This is a genomic window from Streptomyces sp. NPDC046308, assembly GCF_055588065.1.
In genome coordinates, this window is sequence record NZ_JBVJFB010000006.1 from 139,954 (window position 1) to 154,387 (window position 14,434).

Annotated in this window: 12 protein-coding genes; 4 read left to right on the forward strand and 8 right to left on the reverse strand. The window is 72.4% G+C overall.

What is annotated here, in order from left to right:
- Nucleotides 1-127: 127 nt before the first annotated feature.
- A complete protein-coding gene (locus ACZ6JT_RS24095) occupies nt 128-577 on the forward strand; it encodes an SsgA family sporulation/cell division regulator (RefSeq protein ID WP_469212740.1) in 450 nt (149 codons plus the stop codon).
- Nucleotides 578-665: 88 nt separating this feature from the next.
- Here ACZ6JT_RS24095 and ACZ6JT_RS24100 read toward each other — a convergent pair whose 3' ends face one another.
- A complete protein-coding gene (locus tag ACZ6JT_RS24100) occupies nt 666-2,867 on the reverse strand; it encodes an MMPL family transporter (RefSeq protein WP_469212741.1) in 2,202 nt (733 codons plus the stop codon).
- Between the two features lie 128 nt (nt 2,868-2,995).
- Nucleotides 2,996-3,586 (reverse strand): TetR/AcrR family transcriptional regulator, encoded by a 591-nt coding sequence (locus ACZ6JT_RS24105; RefSeq protein WP_376616443.1) that lies wholly within the window; start codon nt 3,584-3,586, stop codon nt 2,996-2,998.
- A gap of 150 nt (nt 3,587-3,736) precedes the next feature.
- Between ACZ6JT_RS24105 and ACZ6JT_RS24110 the strand changes: the two genes are divergently transcribed.
- On the forward strand, nt 3,737-7,000 hold the full coding sequence (locus tag ACZ6JT_RS24110; protein WP_469212743.1) for a S41 family peptidase: 3,264 nt from the start codon (nt 3,737-3,739) through the stop codon (nt 6,998-7,000).
- Between the two features lie 112 nt (nt 7,001-7,112).
- Here ACZ6JT_RS24110 and ACZ6JT_RS24115 read toward each other — a convergent pair whose 3' ends face one another.
- The 4 genes from ACZ6JT_RS24115 to ACZ6JT_RS24130 all read right to left on the reverse strand — a co-directional run bounded on the left by ACZ6JT_RS24115 (nt 7,113) and on the right by ACZ6JT_RS24130 (nt 10,731).
- Nucleotides 7,113-7,289, reverse strand: coding sequence for a hypothetical protein (locus ACZ6JT_RS24115; protein WP_469212744.1), 177 nt, complete (start codon nt 7,287-7,289; stop codon nt 7,113-7,115).
- A gap of 75 nt (nt 7,290-7,364) precedes the next feature.
- Nucleotides 7,365-8,249: an SDR family oxidoreductase gene (locus ACZ6JT_RS24120; protein ID WP_388476001.1), complete on the reverse strand. Its 885-nt coding sequence runs from the start codon at nt 8,247-8,249 to the stop codon at nt 7,365-7,367.
- Nucleotides 8,246-9,172 carry an alpha/beta fold hydrolase gene (locus tag ACZ6JT_RS24125; RefSeq protein ID WP_469212746.1) on the reverse strand — a complete coding sequence of 309 codons (927 nt, stop codon included), beginning with the start codon at nt 9,170-9,172 and terminating at the stop codon, nt 8,246-8,248. The genes ACZ6JT_RS24120 and ACZ6JT_RS24125 overlap by 4 nt, the downstream gene beginning before the upstream one ends.
- Nucleotides 9,169-10,731 (reverse strand): flavin-containing monooxygenase, encoded by a 1,563-nt coding sequence (locus ACZ6JT_RS24130; protein WP_469213268.1) that lies wholly within the window; start codon nt 10,729-10,731, stop codon nt 9,169-9,171. Before ACZ6JT_RS24130 ends, ACZ6JT_RS24125 begins: the two co-directional genes overlap by 4 nt.
- A 144-nt stretch (nt 10,732-10,875) precedes the next feature.
- Here ACZ6JT_RS24130 and ACZ6JT_RS24135 point away from each other — a divergent pair, with 144 nt between their 5' ends.
- The gene (locus ACZ6JT_RS24135) at nt 10,876-11,583 is read left to right on the forward strand and encodes a MerR family transcriptional regulator (RefSeq protein WP_469212748.1); all 708 of its coding nucleotides are present in this window, start codon (nt 10,876-10,878) and stop codon (nt 11,581-11,583) included.
- Here the strand turns inward: ACZ6JT_RS24135 and ACZ6JT_RS24140 are convergent.
- A complete protein-coding gene (locus ACZ6JT_RS24140; RefSeq protein WP_469212750.1) occupies nt 11,565-12,368 on the reverse strand; it encodes an exodeoxyribonuclease III in 804 nt (267 codons plus the stop codon). The genes ACZ6JT_RS24135 and ACZ6JT_RS24140 overlap by 19 nt on opposite strands.
- A 99-nt stretch (nt 12,369-12,467) precedes the next feature.
- Between ACZ6JT_RS24140 and ACZ6JT_RS24145 the strand changes: the two genes are divergently transcribed.
- Nucleotides 12,468-12,959 (forward strand): GNAT family N-acetyltransferase, encoded by a 492-nt coding sequence (locus ACZ6JT_RS24145; protein ID WP_469212752.1) that lies wholly within the window; start codon nt 12,468-12,470, stop codon nt 12,957-12,959.
- A 77-nt stretch (nt 12,960-13,036) separates the two neighbouring features.
- Here the strand turns inward: ACZ6JT_RS24145 and ACZ6JT_RS24150 are convergent, their stop codons facing one another.
- Nucleotides 13,037-14,377: a CoA transferase gene (locus ACZ6JT_RS24150; RefSeq protein WP_469212754.1), complete on the reverse strand. Its 1,341-nt coding sequence runs from the start codon at nt 14,375-14,377 to the stop codon at nt 13,037-13,039.
- Between the last annotated feature and the right edge of the window lie 57 nt (nt 14,378-14,434).

The following is a 14,434-nucleotide window of genomic DNA, read 5'->3' on the forward strand; positions in this document are numbered from 1 at the left end:
ATAGGGCCCAATTGCAAACCGTTGGCAAGAGCGGAGCCCTCACAAATGCATCCGTGCGGTTTCGTGGGAATGTGCGAGGCTGGAGGACGAACGGACGCAAATGTTCCGATTTCGAGGAGCCTGGTCGATGTCAGCCACCGCCGAGAATCCACCAGCCACCGTCACCGCGACCGCCACGGCGACCGTGACCGCGACCGCCCCCACGTCCTCGATCACGCCCCCGGTCGAGGAGCGGGTGATCGCCCGGGTGATCACGGACGATCCCCTCTACCGGACCATCCCGGTCGCCCTGCGCTTCGCCGCCTCCGAGCCGCTGGCCGTACGGATCGTCTTCCCGGCCGACCTGTCCCCCGAGGGCACCGACAACGAGTGGGTCTTCCCCCTCGCCCTGCTGGAGGCCGGCCTCCAGGCTCCGACCGGGACCGGGGACGTACGCGTCTGGCCCTGCGGCCGCGTCCAGGCGGTCGTCGAGTTCCACTCCCCCGAGGGTGTCGCCGTGATCCAGTTCGACATCGCCGCGCTGCGCCGCTTCCTGCGCCGTACGTACGCCCCGGCCGCCGCCACCCGTAGGGCGTAGGGAGTCACGGAAAACGGACCCGGCCCCGCACCACCCGGTGAGCGGGCGGTGCGGAGCCGGGTCGTTCTGTCGGCCGTACGGTGCGGGGTCAGGCGTTGACCAGCTCGCGGTCCTTGTCCGGGCCCTCGGGCGACTGCGGGGTCTTCGAGAGGTGCTTGCGCAGGCTCTCGCCCTCCACGTCCACGTTCGGCAGCAGCCGGTCCAGCCACTTCGGCAGCCACCAGGCCTTGTGACCGAGCAGTGCGAGCACCGCCGGCACGATGGCCATGCGGACCACGAAGGCGTCGAAGAAGACGGCGACGGCCAGACCGAAGCCGATCATCTTGACCATCTGCTCGCTGGCTCCGATGAAGCCCGCGAACACCGCGATCATGATGACGGCGGCGGCCACGACGACCCGCGCGCTGTACTGGAAGCCGGTCACCACGGCCTGGCCCGGGCGCTCGCCGTGGACGTACGCCTCACGCATGCGGGTGACGAGGAAGACCTCGTAGTCCATGGCCAGGCCGAAGACGACGCCCACCATGAAGATCGGCATCATCGACATGATCGGGCCGGTCTGTTCCACGCCGAAGACCGAGCCGAGCCAGCCCCACTGGAAGACCGCGACGACCGCGCCGAGGGCGGCGACGACGGAGAGCAGGAAGCCGAGGGCCGCCTTGAGCGGGACCAGGATCGAGCGGAAGACGAGCATCAGCAGCAGGAAGGCGAGGCCGACGACGAGCGCCAGGTAGGGCAGCAGCGCGTCGTTCATCTTCTGCGAGAAGTCGATGTTCATCGCGGTGGCGCCGGTGACCATGACGTCGTCCCCGCTGCCGTCGCGGATCTCGTGGACCAGCTCCTCGGTCTTCACGGAGGACGGGCGGTCCTTCGGGATGACGGTGATGACGGCGGCGTCGCCGGCCTCGTTCGCGGTCGGCGGGACGACCGCGACCACGCCGTCCAGGCCCTTGATCCGTTCGACGGTGGAGTCGGCGAGGGCCTTGTCCCCGTCGACGACGACCATCAGCGGGCCGTTGAAGCCCGGGCCGAAGCCCTCGGACAGCAGGTCGTACGCCTGGCGCTGGGTGGTCGAGACCGGCTGGGCGCCGTCGTCCGGCAGGCCCATCTCCAGCTTGCTCGCCGGGATGGCGATGACGCCGAGGCCGATCACACCGGCCAGCAGCACCATGACCGGGCGGCGCAGGACGAAGCGGGCCCAGCGGGTGCCGCCGTTCGCCTTCTGCTCGGCGCCCGCCGGCTTGCCCTTGCCGAACAGGCGGCTCTTCTTGCCCGCGGGCAGCACCTTCCGGCCCGCGAAGGCGAGGATGGCCGGGACGAGGGTCAGCGCGACGAACACGGCGATGACCACGGTGCCCGCGGCCGCGAAGCCCATCTTGGTCAGCATCGGGATGTTGACGACGGCCAGGCCCACCAGGGCGATGACCACGGTCAGACCGGCGAAGACGACGGCGGAGCCGGCGGTTCCGACGGCGCGGCCCGCGGCCTCGTCCCGCTCGCGGCCCTCGGCGAGCTCCACGCGGTAGCGGGAGACGATGAAGAGGGCGTAGTCGATGCCGACCGCGAGGCCGATCATCATCGCGAGGGTGGAGGTGGTGGAGCCGAGGTCCAGCACGTTGGCGAGCGCGGTGATGGAGGAGACGCCGATGCCCACGCCGATCAGGGCGGTCAGCAGCGGCAGCCCGGCCGCGATCAGCGAGCCGAAGGTGATCACAAGGACGATCGCGGCGACGAGGATGCCGATGATCTCGCCGGAGCCGGTCTCGGGGGCCGCCATCAGCGCGTCACCGCCGATCTGGACGTTCAGCCCGGCGGCCTTGGCGCTCTCGCCGGACTCCTTGAGCGCGTCGCGGGTGGCCTCCTTCAGCTCCATGCCGCTGACCTTGTACTTGACGCTGGCGTAGGCGGTGGAGCCGTCCTGGCTCACGGCCTGCGCCTCGTACGGGTCGGCGACGGAGGAGATCTCGGCCGCGCCCGGGCCGGTCTTCAGATCGGAGACGATCTTCTGGACCTCGGCCTTGGGGCCGGGGTCGGTGACCTTCGCGCCCTCGGGGGCCTTGATGACGATGCGGGCGGTGGCGCCGTCGGCGGCCATGCCCGGGAACTTCTCGTCCAGCAGGTCGAAGGCCTTCTGGGCCTCCGTGCCGGGTATCGAGAACGAGCCGGAGGTGGGGGCGCCGGCCGAGGCCGCGCCGAAGCCGGCGGCGAACAGCAGCGCCACCCAGAGGAGGGCGACGAGGCCGCGGCGCCGGAAGGCGCCCCTGCCGAGCCGGTAGAGGAAGGTAGCCACGTCGGTGGTTCTCCCGTTCAGGTCGTGGGATGGATCCGGATGGATCAGGGCGTAGAGAGCCGGCCCGACGACGAGAGCGGCGTGTCAGGAGCAGCGGGAAGCGGTGGAGCCGAAGGGGACGGGGTGGATCAGACGCCGAGGGCGGGGAAGACCACGGCATCGATGAACTCACCGAGGAAAGCCCGGTCCACGGGACGGTCCTCGATCAGCGGGAGCGCGATGAACGCCCCGATGAGCATGTGCGGTACGAAGTCCAGGGCCGGACAGTCCGGGCGGATCTCACCCCGGTCCACCGCGCGCTGGAGCATCACCTGGAGACCGTTGATCTCCGGGTCGACCAGCAGGTCCCGCAGGGCCTTGTGGAGCTCCGGGCTCTCGTGGACGGCATGGGCCAGGCCCCGCATCAGCGCGGTGTCCTTGGCCATCTGCGCGTCGTCCGAGTGCTCCACCATGAGCGCGAAGTCCCCGCGCAGGCTGCCCGTGTCGATCTCCCGCAGCGAGACGGGCTGCGTGCATCGCAGGGCCTTGGCGACCAGCTCCGGCTTGCTCCCCCACTGGCGGTAGAGGGTGGCCTTGCTGGACTTCGTACGGGCGGCGACCGCGTCCATGGTGAGCGCCTCGTAGCCGACGTCACGCAGGAGGTCGAGGACCGCCTCGTGCAGTTCGGCCTGCCGTTCGGGGGTGATCCGGCTGCGCCGGGCCGCCATCGCCTCGGTCATCTCCGCGCCTCCTCCGAACGAAACGATTCCGTACGCTTACTACGATACCCCCGCCCCAAGCGAAACGAAACCGTTCCGTTTCGCTCAATGAAGTGGCATGGATCACCTGTACGAGTTGCCAGGGCCCCTTGCCGCGGAAAGCATTGGGGGGTGAGTCACGACGTCGCGTACCTCCGGTTCCCGCACCTGCACGACGACCTCCTGTGCTTCGCCACCGAGGACGACCTGTGGATCGCCCCGCTGGTCCCCGAGGGGCAGACCCCCGGCCGGGCCTGGCGGATCACCGTCGACCGGACCCGGGTCAGCCACCCGCGGTTCTCCCCCGACGGCAGGCACATCGCCTTCACCACCTGGCGCACCCTCGACCCCGAGATCCACCTCGCCCCCGTCGACGGCGGCCCCGCCCGCCAGTTGAGCCACTGGGGCGCCACCGACACCCGGGTCTGCGGCTGGGACCCCGACGGCAACATCCTGGCGGTCTCCTCCCGGGGGCAGCCGTTCTCGTACTACTCCTGGGCGTACAAGCTGCCCACCGACGGCAGCCCGGGCGGCCGCCTGCCCTGGGGGCCCGTCTCCGACATCCAGGTCGCCGACATCGAGGGCGAGCACCGCACCCTGCTGCTCACCGGCAAGCCCCCGCACGAGCCCGCCGCCTGGAAGCGCTACCGCGGCGGGGCCACCGGCCGGCTGTGGCTGCACGGCCGGCAGCTGCTGGAGGACGTCGAGGGGCACCTGGACGCGGCGATGTTCGTGGGCGGCCGGATCGCCTTCCTCTCCGACCACGAGGGCATCGGCAACCTCTACTCCGTCCTGCCCGACGGCACCGACCTGCGCCGCCACACCGACCACGAGGAGTTCTACGCCCGGCACGCCTCCAGCGACGGCTCCCGGATCGTCTACCAGTGCGCCGGCGAGCTCTGGCTCGTCGAGTCCCTGGCGCCCGACGCCGTCCCGCGCAGGCTCCAGGTCCGCCTCGGCGGCCCCCGCGCGGGCCGGCGCCCCTACCAGGCCTCGGCCGCCAGCAACGTCGACTCGCTCTCCGTGGACACCACCGGCCGGGCCAGCGCGGTCGTGGTGCGCGGCAGCCTGTACTGGCTGACCCACCGCGACGGGCCCGCCCGGACCATCGCCGACACCCCGGGCGTGCGCGTGCGGCTGCCGGAGATGCTGGGCAGCGGCGGACAGGTCGCCTACGTCACCGACGCCGAGGGCGAGGACGCGATCGAGATCGCCTACCTGCCCCGGGCCTCAGGGGAACGCGAGCCGCGCCGGCTGGCCTCGGGCGAGCTGGGGCGCGTCACCGAGCTGCTCTCGGACCCGGACGGGGAGCGGCTCGCCATCGCCTCCAACGACGGTCGGCTGCTGCTGGTCAACGCGAGCGAGGACTCCAACGGGGAGGTCACCGAGCTGATCCGGTCCATCAACGGGCCCGTCACCGATCTGGCCTTCTCCCCCGACGGAGCCTGGCTGACCTGGTCGCACCCGGGCATCGGCCGTTCGCTGCGGCAGATCAAGATGGCCCGCATCTCCGGACCGGGCGCGCGCGTCATCGTCGACGTCACCAACGGCCGCTTCGAGGACGAGAACCCGGTCTTCACCCGGGACGGCCGATACCTGGCCTTCCTGTCGTGGCGCGGTTTCGACCCGGTCTACGACGTGCACACCGGCGACCTGTCGTTCCCGCTGGGCTGTCGCCCGTACCTGGTGCCGCTGTCCTCCGCGACCCCCTCCCCCTTCGCGCTCTCCGCCGAGGGCCGGCCCGCGGCGGGGGGACTGGACCCGGTCGAAGGGGAACCGGGCGACGGCGACGGCTCGGTCATCGTGGAGGTGGAGGGGCTGGAGAGCCGGGTCACCCCCTTCCCGGTGTCCGCGTCCAAGTACTCGGCCCTGTACCCGGTGCACGGCGGCGGCCTGGTGTGGCTGCGCTGGCCGATCTCGGGCGCGCTCGGCGAGACCTTCGCCAACCCGAACGACATCAGCGGCAAGCCGACGCTGGAGCACTTCGACCTGACCAAGGCCCGCAAGAGCGAACTGGCCTCGGGACTCGACTGGTTCGCGGTCAGCGGCGACGGCACCCGACTGGTGATCAACGACGACGGGGACCTGCGCGCGGTCCCGGCGACCGAGTCGGGCGACAGCGACTCGACCGTCTACCTGGACCTGCGGCGCATCCTGCACGAGGTGGACCCGGCGGCCGAGTGGCGCCAGGCCTTCGAGGAGGCCGGACGGATCATCCGCGCCTACTTCTGGGAGCCGAAGATGTGCGGCATCGACTGGGACGGGGTGCTGAGCCAGTACCGCCCCCTGGTCGAACGGGTCGCCTCCCCCGACGAGTTCGCCGACCTGCTGCGCGAGGTCCTCGGCGAGCTCGGCACCTCGCACGCCTACGTCTCCCCCGCGCGCCGCAACGAGGGTCCCCCGCACTACCAGCGGGCGATCGGCCTGCTCGGCGCCAACCTGTACCCCAAGGACGGGGCCTGGGTGATCGCCCGGATCCTGCCCGGCGAGTCCTCGGACTCCAAGGCCCGCTCCCCGCTGGCCGGCACCGGCATCCGCGAGGGCGCCGTGCTCACCCATGTGGACGGACGGCCCGTGGACCCGGTCGCCGGTCCCTATCCGCTGCTGGCGGCGGCGGGCGGGACCACGGTCGAGCTGACCTTCCAGCCGGCGGAGGGCGAGGGCCGCGCCCGGCGGGTCGCCATCGTGCCGCTGATCGACGAACGGCCGCTGCGCTACCAGGACTGGGTGTCCAAGCGGCGCGAGGTGGTCCGGGAGATCAGCGGCGGCCGGTGCGGCTACCTCCACATCCCGGACATGGGCGGCTCGGGCTGGGCGCAGTTCAACCGCGACCTGCGGATGGAGATGTCCCGGCCCGCGCTGATCGTGGACGTACGCGGCAACGCGGGCGGCCACATCAGCGAGCTGGTGGTGGAGAAGCTGACCCGCTCCATCATCGGCTGGGACCTGACGCGCGACGCCCAGCCGGTCAGTTACGCCTCCAACGCGCCCCGCGGTCCGATCGTGGCACTCGCCGACGAGGCGACCTCCTCCGACGGGGACATGATCACCGCGGCCTTCAAACTGCTGGGGCTGGGCCCGGTGGTGGGCCAGCGCACCTGGGGCGGGGTGGTCGGCATGACCGGCCGGCACACCCTCGGCGACGGCACGGTGATCACGGTGCCGATGAACGCCGCGTGGTTCCCGGAGTACGGGTGGTCGGTGGAGAACCACGGCGTGGAGCCGGACCTCGCGATCCTGCGCACGCCGCTCGACTGGGCGGAGGGGCGGCACGCCCAGCTGGACGACGCCGTGCACCTGGCGCTGGAACTGCTGGAGCAGGACCCGGCCGCGGTGCCGCCCGGCTACACGGACGTGCCGGACCGGCGCCGTCCGAAGCTGCCGCCCCGGGAGTAGGGGGTCCGCCGGCAACGGGCCCGGGAGCCACGGGCCTCGGGGAGGCATGCGGAAGGGGCGCGATCCACGTCATCGGGGATCGCGCCCCTTCGCAGGTCCTACGGCAGTCCGGTCAGGCGTCGAACTCGTCGCGCACCCGGTCCGCCTGCTCCTGCTGCGGCCTGCGCTTCGACTTCTCCCGGAGCTCGGCGGTGCGCTGGGTCGCCTCGTCCTTCGCACCCTTGGCGCCGTTCTGCGCGCGGTCCCTGAGCTCGTCGGCCTTGTCCTGGAACTGGTCCTTGATTCCCATGCTGTTCACTCCATGAGGGGTGTCGGTGGTGGGCCTCGACCAGACTTGCACGGGCGGACAAAGCTCGCATTTCGATCAGTGACGCTGTGTGCGCTCCTTCTCGTCCGCAGCCCCGCCGGCCCCCACAAGTCCCTTGGAAACACCGGACAGCCGCGGTTCGAAGTGCTTCATCTCGCGCTGTCCGACCGTGGCGATGAGGCCGGGCAGGTACCCGCGCACCCCCTGCATCCCCCGCAGCCACCACTGCGCGTACACGTGCGGGGAGCGCCGCTCGATGCCCGCGACGATCCGGTCGACGGCCGGGCCGAGCGGGTACGTGCGGTTCGACGGCCAGGGCAGCCGCTGCCGCAGCTCCCGCATGACCTCGTCCTGGTCGGCCCCGCGCACCATGTCGGTGTCGGTCCAGGAGAGGTAGCCGACACCGACCTTGACGCCCTTGTGGCCGACCTCGGCGCGCAGGCAGTGCGCGAAGGCCTCGACGCCCGACTTGGAGGCGCAGTAGGCGGTCATCATCGGCGCAGGGGTGATCGCGGCGAGGGAGGCGATCTGCAGGAAGTAGCCGCGGCTCTCGGTCAGTACGGGCAGGAAGGCGCGGGCGGTCACGGCGCCGCCGATGAGGTTGACCTCGATGACCCGGCGCCAGGCGTCGGGGTCCGAGTCGGCGAAGGGTCCGCCGGCGGCCACGCCCGCGTTGGCGACGACGATGTCGACCTTGCCGAAGCGCTGCTTGACCTCCTGCGCGACGCGGGCCATGGCCTCGTGGTCGGTGACGTCGGCGTACCAGTGGTCGCTGTCGGTGTGCAGGCGCTCGGAGACCTCCTTGAGTGCCTCCGGCTCCAGGCCGACGAGGGCGATCCGCGCCCCGCGGGCGGAGAGCTTGCGGGCGAGCAGCTCGCCGACCCCGCGGGCGGCGCCGGTGACGACGGCGACCTGGCCTTCCAGACTCCTGCGAGCACTCACGGCGTCTTCTCCTTCTCGGTGGTGTGGAGGTACAGCTCGGTCAACTCCCGCACGGCCCGGGTGACGGCCTCGGGCGCCTCGACCGGGGTCATGTGCCCCATGCCGGTGAGCTCGGTGAGGCCCACGCAGTTCGGCAGCGCGGCGGCGAGCCCGCGGGCGTGCACGATCGGGGTGAGCCGGTCGGCGGTGCCGCCGATGACGGCGGTGGGCACGACGAGCCGGGCCACCTGGGCGTCGAGGTCCAGCCCGGCCAGCACCTTGGACCAGGCGTGGCGCACCCCGGTGGGGCAGGCGTGGACGATACGGGCGCACGCCTCGACCTTGTCGGGCGCGGAGCCGGGGCCCATCGTGGCGTACTTGAGGATCCTCATGGCGAGGGGCGTGACCGGCCCGAGGGGGGCGCGGGACCCCAGGACCGCGCCGGTGACAAGGGTCCGGGCGCGCCCGGCGCGCACCGGCAGCACCTGCGCCTCGGCGACCAGCCGGGAACTTCCCGTGCTGCACAGCAGCGCGGCCGCGGCGTGCTCGGCGAACTCCGGGCGCCCGGCGGCCGCCATGATCGTCATGCCGCCCATGGAGTGCCCGGCGACGACCGCCCGCTCACCGGGGGCCAGGGTGGCGCCGAGCACCGCGACGAAGTCGTCGGCGAGGGCGGTGGTGCTGTGCAGCCGGGCGGCGGGGCTGCGCCCGTGGCCGCGCTGGTCATAGGCGATGACCCGGTGGGTGGCGGCCAGGTCCCGTATCTGCGCGGCCCAGAACGCGGTGGAGCAGGTCCAGCCGTGCGCCAGCACCACGGCCGGCGCTCCCTCGTCCCCGTGCACCTCGACGTGCAGGCGGGCCCCGTCGGCGGAGTCCGCGACGAGCTCCCGCCGCGCGGCGGGCGGCGAGCAGTGCCCGGAGCCGGCGCGCGTCAGCCGGCTCACGCGGCCTCCTCCGCTGCGGCCCCGCCGGCGGATCCGGCGGCCGCGGCCGCCACGGCCGGGACCGGCTCGCGCTCCCGTACCCGTACGACCTCGTACTCCGCCATGTCGACGGTCCGCGTCTCCCGGCGGAACTCGCCGGTCGTGCCCGGCCAGACGGTCGTGTTGCGGCCCTGCGCGTCGAGGTACCAGCTGGTGCAGCCGCCGGTGTTCCACACGGTCCGCTCCATGCGGGTCTGCACCTGCCGGTTCCACCAGTTCACGGCGGAGGGGCGCGCGGCCAGCGCGACCTTGCCGCCCAGCACGCCGAGCTGACGCAGGTAGTCCGCCATGTAGTTGAGCTGCGACTCGATCATCAGGATCATCGAGCTGTTCCCGAGCCCGGTGTTCGGGCCGATGATCGTCATCCAGTTGGGGAAACCGGCCGCGGTCGCCCCGCGCAGCGCCTGCATCCCGTCCTTCCAGGCGTCCGCGAGGGTCTGTCCGTCCGCGCCGACCACCCGGTCGGCGATCGGCATGTCCGTGACGTGGAAGCCGGTGCCGAAGATGATCGCGTCGACCTCGGTCTCGGTCCCGTCGGCGGCGACCAGCACCGAGCCGCGGATCTCCTTCAGGCCGGAGGCGACCAGGTCCACGTCGGGCCGGGCCAGGGCCGGGTAGTACTCGCTGGAGAGCAGGATCCGCTTGCAGCCGATCCGGTAGGACGGCGTCAGCTTGGCGCGCAGCGCCGGGTCCTTGATCGAGCGGGCCATGTTGGCCTTGGCCAGGGACTCGATCAGCCCGAGCTGGTTCGGCCGCTTGGTGAAGGCGCTGACCTGGAGCTCCCGGAGCCCCCACAGCAGCCCGCGGCGCGCCGCCCGGGTGAAGGGCAACTGGCGGTGGAGCCAGCGCTCGACGGCGGTGATGGCCCGGTCGGTGCGGGGCATGACCCACGGCGGGGTCCGCTGGAAGAGGGTGAGGCGCTCCACCTCGGGGGCGATGGCGGGCACGATCTGGATGGCGGAGGCACCGGTGCCGATCATGGCGACGCGCTTGCCGCGCAGGTCGTAGTCGTGGTCCCAGCGGGCGGAGTGGAAGACCTTGCCGGGGAACTCGGCGAGGCCGGGGACCTCCGGCGTCTTCGGGTCGGAGAGCGGACCGGTCGCCGAGACGACGACGTCGGCGGTGAGCTGCCCGGAGGAGGTCTCGATCTCCCAGTGCAGCTCGTCGGCGTCCCACCGCATCAACCGGACCTCGGAGTCGAGCCGGATGTGCGGGCGCAGCCCGAAGGTGTCGGCGACGTGTTCCAGGTAGGAGCGGATGGCCGGCTGGCCGGAGAAGGTCCGCGGCCAGTCGGGGTTGGGCGCGAAGGAGAACGAATAGAGATGGGAGGGGACGTCGCACGCGCACCCCGGATAGCTGTTGTCCCGCCAGGTCCCGCCCACGGAATCGGCCCGTTCCAGGACGACGAAGTCCGTGATCCCCTCGCGCCGCAGGCGTACGGCCGCGCCGAGCCCGCCGAAGCCCGACCCGATCACCGCCACCCGTACGTGCTCGCGCCCGCGCTCGTCCTTGCCGCCCATGCCCGCCGCCTTCCGCATCATCCGCAGATACCATCGGAACACTGCCAGCAATCACTGGCACAATCGGGAGGGTAGAGCAGCCCCGTACTCATGGGTAGGGGTCGGGCCGGGAAAGTTACTGCCGGTACGCCATAAGGTGCGCCTGTGGCGAAGGATGAGACGGAAGCGAAGACGGAAGCCCGGAAGGTGCGCGAGTACCGAACGGAGGAGCTGGCCGAGGCGGCCGGCATCCCGGTCCGCACCCTGCGCTTCTACCGCGAGCGCAAACTGCTCCCACCGCCGCGCCGCGAGGGCCGGATCGCCTGGTACGACGAGCACCACCTGGCCCGCCTGCGCACCATCGCCGCCCTGCTGGAGCGCGGCCACACGCTCGGCGGCATCGCCGAGCTGACCGCCGCCTTCGAGAGCGGACGCGACGTCGGCCAGCTCGGCGAGCTGCTCGGCATCGGCTGGTCGGAGGAGACCCCGGTGCGGCTCACCCCGGAGGCACTGGCCGACTACTTCGAGGGCGAGGTCACCCCGGAGAACCTGGCGGCCTCCCTGGACCTCGGCTACCTCGCCGTGGACGGCGACGCGATCGTCCACGTCAGCCGGCGGCTGCTGGACGTCTCCTCGGCGCTGGTCCGCGAGGGCGTCCCGCTGGCGGCGGTCCTGGAGACCGGGCGCCGTGTCCGCGAGCACGCGGACGCGATGGCGCTCCTGTTCACCGAGCTGATATCGACCCACATCTCGCCGTCACCGGACGCCCTCACGCGGCTGCGCCCGCTGGCGAAGAGCGTGGTCGAGGCCGAGCTGACGATGGCGATGGACCGCCTGCTGGCCTCCGCCGCCGGTCAGGAACCCAGTGCGTAGACGACCGTCACGGGAGCGTGGTCCGACCAGCGCTCGGGATGCGTCTCGGCCCGCTCCACGAAGGCCTTGACGGCCTTGGCGGCCAGCCCGGGCGTCGCCACCTGGAGGTCGATCCGCCAGCCGGCGTCGTTGTCGAAGGCGCGGCCCCGGTAGGACCACCAGGAGTACGGGCCCTCGGTGTCCGGGTGCAGCTCGCGCACCACGTCCACGTACCCCGCCTCGGCGTACACCTTGCCGAGCCACTCCCGCTCCTCGGGCAGGAAGCCGGCGTTCTTCCGGTTCGTCTTCCAGTTCTTGAGGTCGGCTTCCCGGTGGCAGATGTTCCAGTCGCCGCACACCACGACCTCGCGCCCGTCGGCGGCGGCCCGCACCTTCAGCGCGGTGAGGTACGTCAGGAACTCGTCCATGAACCGGTACTTCTCGTCCTGCCTCTCCGTCCCGGCCTCGCCCGAGGGCAGGTAGAGGCTGGCCACGGTCACACCGGGGAGATCGACCTCGACGTACCGCCCGCTCGCGTCGAACTCGTCACTGCCGAATCCGATCCGCACCCGCTCGGGCGCCCGCCGCGTGTAGAGCGCGACCCCGGCCCGCCCCTTGGCTGCGGCCGGAGCGAACACGGTGTGCCAGCCCGCGGGAGTGCGGACCTCCTCCGGAATCTGCGCTTCCTCGGCCCGCACCTCCTGGAGGCAGACCACGTCCGCGTCGGAGCCCTCGAGCCACGCCCCGAAGCCCTTCTTGGCGGCGGCGCGGATCCCATTCACATTCACGGACGTCACAGTGATCAAAACAAGCTCCCCACATCGCACAAAACGGGGGCAGCCTACCCGCCGGCCCCGCTGCCGGGCGTTCCGTCTCACGACGGAAGGGTTCCGTACGATGTTCGAATGCCTCACCGGATCCAGCTCCGCACCGTGCCGTACGACCACCCGGACGCGGTCAAACTCAACGACCAGGTCCAGCTCGAGTACCGGCAGCGGTACGACGGCGAGGGCGACGCGACGTTCCTGGACCCGGCGATGTTCGACCCGCCGCGCGGCCTGTACCTCCTGGCGTACGACGCCGCGGGCACCCCGGTGGCGAGCGGCGGCTGGCGCGTCCAGGACGAGAACGACGAGGGCTACTCGGACGGCGACGCCGAACTCAAGCGCATGTACGTCGTCCCGGAAGCCCGCGGCCTGGGCCTGGCCCGCCGCATCCTGGCCGCCCTGGAGGCCGACGCCCGCGCGGCGGGCCGCCTCCGCATGGTCCTCGAAACGGGCGACCAGCAGCCGGAGGCGATAGCCCTGTACCTCTCCGCGGGTTACACGATGTCCCGCAAGTTCGGCTTCTACCGCTTCCACGACTCCAGCCGCTGCATGACGAAGCCGCTTCAGTAAGCTTTTTTCAGCCCCGCCGGCGTTTGAGGCGCGGGGGTCTGGGGGCGGCGCCCCCAGCAGCCGAGCCGCAGGCGGCCCTACCGCGGGAGCCAGACGGCCCGGTCCGTCCCCCACCGCGACGGCCCCGCCGCCCACTCCCCGAAGGGACTGGCGGCGTGCCGCAGCACCCCGTACCCCGACGGAGTCTCCCGCAGCCACGGCCCGGCCTCGTACCCGCCGCCGGCCCCCGGCACCGGCGCCAGGTCCCGCACCAGCCACGACGCCGTCCCCGCCAGGGAGAACCGCAGCCACTGCCCGCCCCCGCCCGCCAACGCCCGGAGCACGCCCGCCGCCACCAGGTACCCGGTCCCGTGGTCCAGCGCCTGCGCGGGCAGCACCCCGGGCACACCCCCGGCCCCCGCACAGCGCGCGGCGATCCCGTACCCGGCCTGCACCAGCGAGTCGAAACCCCGGCGCGCCGCCCACGGCCCCGTCCACCCCCACGCGCACAGCTCGGCGACCACCAGCCCGGGCCGCCGCTCCAGCAGGTCCGCCGCCCCGAGCCCGAGGCGTTCCAACGCCCCCGGCCGGTACCCGCTCACGACCACGTCGGCTTCGGCCAGCAGCCCTTCGAAGACCGCCCGGTCCCCGGGTGCCGCGAGGTCCAGCCGCGCCGACCGCTTCCCGAAGCCGGTGTCCGCGTACGCGTCGTCCGCCTCCGGCAGCCCCGGCGAGTCGATCCGCAGTACGTCCGCACCCAGCAGCCCGAGCGTCCGCGTCGCGACGGGCCCGGCGATGACCCGCGTCAGGTCCAGCACCCGCACCCCCGTGGCCGGTCGACCCGACGGGGCCGCGCCGAGCGTCCGCCCCCGCGCGCCGGCCGGCCGTACGCACTCCACCAGCGGCTGCGGCGGCCCGTACTCCCGGGTCACGGCGACGGCGAGTGCGCCCGCCGCGTACGCGCGTTCCTGCGTTTCGACGGCCGTCCGTGCCGCCACCGCGGCGCGCAGCGCCTCCGGTGTGGCGGACGGCAGTCCCAGCGCACGCACCAAAGCGGCCCGGTGGTGCGGGTAGTTGGCGTGCGTACGGACCCATCCGTCGGCGGCCTGCCAGAAGCCCGACAGCGGGGCGAAGGTCACCGGCGCCCGGCCTTCCACGCGCAGGTGCCGTTCACTGGCGAAGGCCGTCGCGACCGCGCCCTCGTCCACCACCAGGGGAGGCGCGTCCCCCGGCGCGGCCGCGCCCCGCACCGCGGCGAGCTCGCCCGCCGCCAGTGCGCAGACGCTCACCGTGGCCCGCGCCAACTCCCGCACCGGCAGAGGGCCTCCTCCGAGGTCGCCGGCTCCGGTGAAGCGGACCCGGTGGGCGAGTTCCGGCGCTCCTGCGAGGGCCGCCCAGGCGCCCGCCGTCCCACGGTCCCGTTCGTCACTGATCCCCATGAACCCATCATTTCCCACCGTCCCGGCCTCAGGCGGGATCATCACGCATGGCGCGGA

What these genes read in the sequence shown, in the direction of transcription:
- ACZ6JT_RS24095 (WP_469212740.1), top strand. Translation starts at nt 128, where the DNA reads ATGTCAGCCACCGCCGAGAATCCACCAGCCACCGTCACCGCGACCGCC.
- ACZ6JT_RS24105 (WP_376616443.1), bottom strand. Translation starts at nt 3,586, where the DNA reads ATGACCGAGGCGATGGCGGCCCGGCGCAGCCGGATCACCCCCGAACGG.
- ACZ6JT_RS24115 (WP_469212744.1), bottom strand. Translation starts at nt 7,289, where the DNA reads ATGGGAATCAAGGACCAGTTCCAGGACAAGGCCGACGAGCTCAGGGAC.
- ACZ6JT_RS24130 (WP_469213268.1), bottom strand. Translation starts at nt 10,731, where the DNA reads ATGGGCGGCAAGGACGAGCGCGGGCGCGAGCACGTACGGGTGGCGGTG.
- ACZ6JT_RS24145 (WP_469212752.1), top strand. Translation starts at nt 12,468, where the DNA reads ATGCCTCACCGGATCCAGCTCCGCACCGTGCCGTACGACCACCCGGAC.
- ACZ6JT_RS24150 (WP_469212754.1), bottom strand. Translation starts at nt 14,377, where the DNA reads ATGGGGATCAGTGACGAACGGGACCGTGGGACGGCGGGCGCCTGGGCG.